The organism is Flavisericum labens (genome assembly GCF_045446075.1).
GTDB lineage: Bacteria > Bacteroidota > Bacteroidia > Flavobacteriales > Flavobacteriaceae > Flavisericum > Flavisericum labens.
In genome coordinates this window covers 1-6,975 of record NZ_JBJJBQ010000020.1, presented here as the reverse complement: position 1 = coordinate 6,975, position 6,975 = coordinate 1, and the positions used below count along the sequence as shown (strand labels likewise).

Sequence of the window (6,975 nt, the reverse complement as noted above, 5' to 3'; positions counted from 1 at the left end):
GCACTTGGAGCAGGCTTTACCTACCAATGGTATAAAAATGATGTTGCAATCGGAGGAGCTACAAGTAATAGTTACACAACAGGCGCATTGACATTGGCAGAAAGTGGAGATGTTTACAAAGTTGTTGTTACCGATACTAATAACTCTACCAATTGTACAGGAGAGGACTCAGGAACGTTGACAGTAAATGCAAATCCAGCACCATCAGTAGATGATGAGGCAGAGTGTGAAGGCGATCCAGCTACATTCATGACTGCCAATCTTGGAGCGGGCTTTACCTATCAATGGTATCTAAACGACGTGGCCATAGGAGGTGCAACTAGCAATAGCTACACTACAGGCGCATTGACATTAGCAGAAGATGGAGATGTTTATAAAGTTGTGGTTACCGATACTAATAACTCTACCAATTGTACAGGAGAGGATTCAGGTACATTGTCAGTGAATCCACTACCAATAGTAGAAGCTGGAGATTCTCCAGAGCCATTGTGTAGCGATGGTGGTAGTGTGCAACTTACTGGATCTCCTTTAGGAGGTACGTGGAGCGGAAGCCCATACATTACTTCAGATGGTTTATTTACTGTCCCCGATGGAGGAATTTCAGCAGGAGATTATGAAGTGACTTATACTTATCAAGATGGAAATGGTTGTTCAGATAGCGATACAGTTATTATACCAGTAGTAGACTGTACAGATTGTGGTACCGCCTTTGGTGTAGCACTTAATGATGATAAGTCGGCTATCGATGAATTGGTATTAGATGGAGATGGAAACTATGTTAGTGGTACTAGTAGATGTTTCAGAGAAGACAGCTTCAGACGTTGGGGTTGGACCAATGCCATTAACCCATCAGCCGACCCCTATATACTTGATTTATACAGAGGTGCTGGAAGATGCCTTCTTGATAAAGGTGAGTATGTTGGGTACGTAACAGTGAATTATGGTTTAGATAACATAATTACGGTTGAGTTTACGCCTAAAGACGGTGATACCGGTTTTGACGAAATTCACTTGTATGTAGGTTGTGATCCTTATCCAACTAATAAAAGTGGAGCCTATACAGTAGCTCCTGGACAATACACCTTTACAGATGAGGGTAATGGCTTTGCAGAAGGCTGGAGTACATCTACAGATGCAGAGAAAACAATAACAGTACCTGGTGGAGGTATGGTGTATGTTATAGCACATGTAGTGGCTTGTACAGATTATTCTGAGGAAAGAGCACCTAACGGCTTTGTACCTAGAACAGGCTATGGTGAATTCCAAGGGGATGCACCAACTCCAGGCGAAATGGACTGTGAAGTGGTTGTTGATCCATGGAGTAAAACTTCAGACGCAAATGTGACTGCTTATCCAGTACCTTTTACAGATCAGATTAATTTAAACTATATGTTTGAGTATGAAACAGATGTTAATATTAATGTTTATGATATGAAAGGTGCATTAATTAGACACGCTGAAGATAGAAACTATACTCAAGGTACTATTGGTAAAACTACCATAGATTTATCTAGAGCAGATGATCAAATGTACTTTATACGTTTAACAACGTCCAAAGAAAGTGCTATTAGAAAAATAATTTCAGCAAAACCGCAATAATAACGGTTTAGTAGTATAAACTCAAAAAGGAGTGGAATTTCCACTCCTTTTTTGGCTTTATCTTGAAGTTCTTAAAATCAATTTATCACGTACTATTTTAGCGAAATTAAAGGCACTTTATCTATAAAAATACCAAGTGTTTTGTAAATGAGTTAACTTAAAAGGTGAATTATAATGAACAATGTTTTACTCCAAACTACGCCCTTATGAAAAGAATTGTCGTTTTTATGATAGCGGTCTTTTTATCGTATCATGTATTTCCTCAATGTGAAAACACAGAAGAATATCTTAACCCAATACCAGGAGGAGTTGATATCAATGACGGGGAAGAACACCAAATAGCTCCAGGTATTGCAGCAGGGGAATATGTGGTTATAAACGGTTTAAATGCATCAAATCATTATAGGTTTACTTCAAACCGTACTAATATTCCAAATGCCGATTACATTACCATTTATGATGCTTCAAATAATAATTTATTAGCCAATAAAACAACACCTTTAGAGTTAGATCCAATAAATGCCACTTCCATTGAAATCCACATCAATTTAGACGCTGGGTGTGTTACTGATGATGAGTTTCATGATCTAACCATTCAGAATTTAACCAATGCCACCTGTAATATGCCCGGTGCTCCGGGAGGGATTACCTATAAATCCGACGACCAAATAGATTTTTATTGGGGTGCCCCCGCTTTAAGTACACCAACCGGTTACGATTGGCGTGTTGTTTTGGCAGGAAACGACCCAGATACTTTTGTAGCCTCTGGCAGTACAGTGGCTCCCACAACTAATGCCAGTACCGGAGCGGTTTTATCGGCTGGTACATCCTATCATATTTATGTTAGATCAACATGTTCAGGAGGTCAAGAGAGTGGTTGGTTTAAATTTCCACCTACCTATATAACCAATACAGTAGAACCTCCCAGTAATGATTTTTGTGAGGGCGCTATTTCAATAGTACAAGAATTAAATATAGCAGGAGTAGGAGATGCAACAGCTATTCCAGGGAATTTAGCAGGAGGCGCAGGTACTAATGTCGATGCAGAGACTTGTGGAGGTCGCAAAGGCAATGCACGTGATGATGTTTGGTATACCTTTATTGCTCAAACTAATGATGTTCATGTCAATTTAGACCCAACTTTTGACGGCGTACTAACTTTGTATTCGGGGAATTGTAATAGTTTATCATATCTGGCGTGTGCCGATACACCCTCAGAAACCTTATCGGATGAAGAAATTTATACAGGCAGTTTAAATTTAGGGCAGCGGTATTATTTAAGAGTCTATTTCTATGGAACAACAACACCGTTAAATCCTACTTTTAACTTAAAAATATGGTCAGATACGGCCGTCACAGATAATGATAATGATGGTTATGCCGACCATCCCAATTTAGATTGTGATGATGGTAATGCAGCCATTAATCCGGGTGCCACAGAACTATGTGATGGTTTAGACAATGATTGTGATGGCCAAACGGATGAAGGTTTAACCACTATAGATTATTATCCGGATATGGATGAAGATGGTTATGGAGATGCCAGTGCCAATCCAATAAGTGTATGCTCAGCACAACAACCTGATCAAACCGTTACTAACAATGATGATTGTGATGATACTGATGCGGCTGTTAATCCAGCAACTACAGAAATATTAGATAATTTAAAAGATGATGACTGCGACCCATCAACACCGGATAGTTCTGCAGATACCGATGACGATGGTGATGGTTATTCAGAAAATGATGGAGATTGTGATGACACAAAAATTAACATTAACCCTGGAGCTTCAGAAATTCCAGACAATGGTGTGGATGAAGATTGCGACGGAAGTGATATTAAAACCTGGTATTTAGACGCAGATAATGATGGCTACGGTGATGCAGACCAAACCATACTTGCAAACACAAAACCGGAAAGCTATGTATCTAATAGTTCAGATTGTAATGATACCGAGGCAACAATTAACCCAGAGGCTACAGAAACTGTAGGTAATGGTATTGATGAAAATTGTGATGGTTTATTTCTTTGGTATCAGGATAATGATAATGATGGTTACGGATCTGCCGTTGTAATACAATCTTCAAATAGTAGTGCAGGGGAAGGAGAGGCTGATAATGATTCTGACTGCAGTGATGTAAATGCAGCAATTAATCCGGATGCTACAGACACTGTAGCCAATGGCATTGATGAAAACTGTGATGGACAATATTTATGGTATCAAGACAGCGATGAAGACGGGTATGGTACATCTATTATCGTGCAATCCGGAAACAACAACCCGGGACAAGGAGAAGCTAATAACACTTCCGATTGTAATGACGAAAATGCAGCGATTAACCCGGGAGCTAATGAAATATGTGATAATATAGATAACGATTGTAATGCCTTAGTCGATGAAGATGATAGCAACTTAGATGTAAATAGCCAGAGTGTTTGGTTTGAAGATTTTGATAATGATGGCTACGGTAATGCAAATAGTAGTTTACTTGCATGTTCGCAACCACTGGGATATGTTGCTAATGACTTTGATTGTAATGACACCAATGAAGCCATAAACCCTGACGCAACAGAAGATCCAGCCAATGGGGTAGACGACAATTGTGATGGAGAAACTGATGAAACCTTGAGTACGGATGAATTCAGATTTAAAAATGTGATTGTTAGACCTAATCCATTTAATTATAGAATTATTGTTGAAATTCCCAATTTGAACCATAATAAGGTTAACATTTCTTTATTGGATCTTAACGGACGTATCATTTTGTGTTATGACCTAGCTGACATAAGTGATGACCTCATTGAAATAGATCACTTAGAAAATTTGCAAAATGGAATTTATCTACTTAAAATTTCAACACATGTTAATAGTGAAAAAATTATAAAACGTGTTGTAAAACTTTAGTTTAAAATAAAAATAATGTCCCATCTAAATGAATAATATAAGATTTATGTATTGATTGATTGATGTTGTAATATTATAACCAATATATGTTGTGTTTCATAATGAAAGGAAAGCATTAATTAGTTTATGAAATGGGCTATAGCAATTGGGTTGATACCAACCTAAATGTTCAATAGTGTATGCCATCCAACTGATTAAAAACAATAAAATCTTGACAGATGAAACGATTCATATTTTTATTTTTCATAATATTTGTAACCAGTTGGGCTTATTCCCAGTGTTCAAATAATAAGGCTTACGATGGAACACCAATACCAGGAGGGGTTGATATCAATGACGGGGAAGAACACCAAATAGCTCCAGGTATTGCAGCAGGGGAATATGTGGTTATAAACGGTTTAAATGCATCAGATCATTATAGGTTTACCTCAAACCGTACTAATATTCCAAATGCCGATTACATTACCATTTATGATGCTTCAAATAATAATTTATTAGCCAATAAAACAACACCTTTAGAGTTAGATCCAATAAATGCCACTTCCATTGAAATCCACATCAATTTAGACGCTGGGTGTGTTACTGATGATGAGTTTCATGATCTAACCATTCAGAATTTAACCAATGCCACCTGTAATATGCCCGGTGCTCCGGGAGGGATTACCTATAAATCCGACGACCAAATAGATTTTTATTGGGGTGCCCCCGCTTTAAGTACACCAACCGGTTACGATTGGCGTGTTGTTTTGGCAGGAAACGACCCAGATACTTTTGTAGCCTCTGGCAGTACAGTGGCTCCCACAACTAATGCCAGTACCGGAGCGGTTTTATCGGCTGGTACATCCTATCATATTTATGTTAGATCAACATGTTCAGGAGGTCAAGAGAGTGGTTGGTTTAAATTTCCACCTACCTATATAACCAATACAGTAGAACCTCCCAGTAATGATTTTTGTGAGGGCGCTATTTCAATAGTACAAGAATTAAATATAGCAGGAGTAGGAGATGCAACAGCTATTCCAGGGAATTTAGCAGGAGGCGCAGGGACTAATGTCGATGCAGAGACTTGTGGAGGTCGCAAAGGCAATGCACGTGATGATGTTTGGTATACCTTTATTGCTCAAACTAATGATGTTCATGTCAATTTAGACCCAACTTTTGACGGCGTACTAACTTTGTATTCGGGGAATTGTAATAGTTTATCATATCTGGCGTGTGCCGATACACCCTCAGAAACCTTATCGGATGAAGAAATTTATACAGGCAGTTTAAATTTAGGGCAGCGGTATTATTTAAGAGTCTATTTCTATGGAACAACAACACCGTTAAATCCTACTTTTAACTTAAAAATATGGTCAGATACGGCCGTCACAGATAATGATAATGATGGTTATGCCGACCATCCCAATTTAGATTGTGATGACACAAATCCCAACATAAATCCGGAAACGGTATGGTATTTAGATGCCGATGGCGATAATTATGCCATAGCGACCATAGCACAGTGTAGTAATCCAGGAGTGGGCTATACCACCAATGTACTACCTATAACTGATTGTGATGATACAGATCCTAACGTAAACCCGAATAGTGTTTGGTATGCCGATAGCGATGGCGATGGCTATGGCGATAATGCAGTTACATTAATGCAATGTGAACAACCAGCCAATTATGTTTTGGATAATACCGATTGTGATGATGGTAATGTTAACCTTAATCCAGGAACAGTTTGGTATCTGGATGCCGATAATGATAACTACGCAATATCCACTAAAACTCAGTGTAGTAGTCCTGGTGTTGATTATACAACCACCATGCTACCAGTTACAGATTGTGATGATACGGAGCCTACGATTTATCCCGGTGCACAAGAGCTATGTGATGGTTTGGATAACGATTGTGCCAATGGTATCGATGATGGCTTAGCTTTTGAAAACTACTATACAGATTCGGACGGTGATGGTTATGGCGATAGTACCGATAGCCCTGAGAATTCGTGTGAAACAGTATTGGGTAAGGTTACCAACAACAGTGATTGTGATGACACAGATGCTGATATCAACCCAGATACGGTCTGGTATCTGGATGCTGATAATGATAACTACGCAGTAACCACTACGGTTCAGTGTAGTAGTCCTGGAGTTGGTTATACCACCACCATGCTACCAGTTACGGATTGTAATGATGGAGATAGTACGGTTTACCCAGGAGCCACAGAAATCTGTGACGGCAAGGACAATGATTGTGATGGCCAGACCGATGAAGGCTTAACCTTTGTGGATTATTACGCAGATACTGATGGTGATTCTTATGGAGATCCTGATGTCATGGTATCGACCTGCGATGGCGCCCCCTCGGACTATGTTACAGACAATACCGATTGCGACGACACCAAAAACACGATTCACCCGGGAGCCACAGAAATCCCGGACAATGGCATAGATGAGGACTGTGATGGTTCCGATCTAAG

The 6,975-nt window shown here is 39.2% G+C and carries 3 protein-coding genes; all 3 read left to right on the top strand.

The genetic code is table 11. The annotated features are described in order from the left end of the window. Positions 1-1,599: T9SS type A sorting domain-containing protein (locus ACIEHO_RS16185; RefSeq protein WP_406973653.1), on the top strand; the 1,599-nt coding region annotated here is incomplete at its 5' end. A gap of 206 nt (positions 1,600-1,805) precedes the next feature. After that, positions 1,806-4,505 (top strand): MopE-related protein, encoded by a 2,700-nt coding sequence (locus ACIEHO_RS16180; protein WP_406973651.1) that lies wholly within the window; start codon positions 1,806-1,808, stop codon positions 4,503-4,505. A 218-nt stretch (positions 4,506-4,723) separates the two neighbouring features. Then, a partial coding sequence (locus tag ACIEHO_RS16175) for a putative metal-binding motif-containing protein (RefSeq protein ID WP_406973649.1) occupies positions 4,724-6,975 on the top strand: 2,252 nt, incomplete at its 3' end.

Bases quoted from the DNA above. Each gene is read 5' to 3' on its own strand.
- ACIEHO_RS16180 (WP_406973651.1), top strand. From the start codon at position 1,806: ATGAAAAGAATTGTCGTTTTTATGATAGCGGTCTTTTTATCGTATCAT.